Origin of the sequence: Streptomyces sp. URMC 126 (assembly GCF_051386555.1) — a bacterium.
Taxonomy (GTDB): Bacteria; Actinomycetota; Actinomycetes; order Streptomycetales; family Streptomycetaceae; genus Streptomyces.
Genome location: NZ_JBPQTX010000906.1, coordinates 1 through 268, shown reverse-complemented (window position 1 = coordinate 268; position 268 = coordinate 1). Strand labels below are relative to the sequence as shown.

1 pseudogene is annotated in these 268 nt (G+C 74.3%); it reads left to right on the top strand.

The annotated features are described in order from the left end of the window. Positions 1-268: pseudogene (locus ACSNOK_RS34435) on the top strand (serine/threonine protein kinase); the annotation flags it as partial.

The following is a 268-nucleotide window of genomic DNA, read 5'->3' as shown; positions in this document are numbered from 1 at the left end:
AGGCTGCACCGGCGGCTGGGCGCCGGCGGGATGGGCGTGGTCTACCTGGGCTCCGACCGGCGCGGCCAGCGGGTCGCGCTGAAGGTGATCCGCCCGGATCTGGCGGAGGATCAGGAGTTCAGGTCGCGGTTCGCGCGCGAGGTGTCGGCCGCGCGCCGGATTCGCGGCGGCTGCACGGCACGGCTGGTGGCGGCGGATCTGGAAGCGGACCGGCCCTGGTTCGCCACGCAGTACGTGCCGGGTCCCTCGCTGCACGACAAGGTGAGCG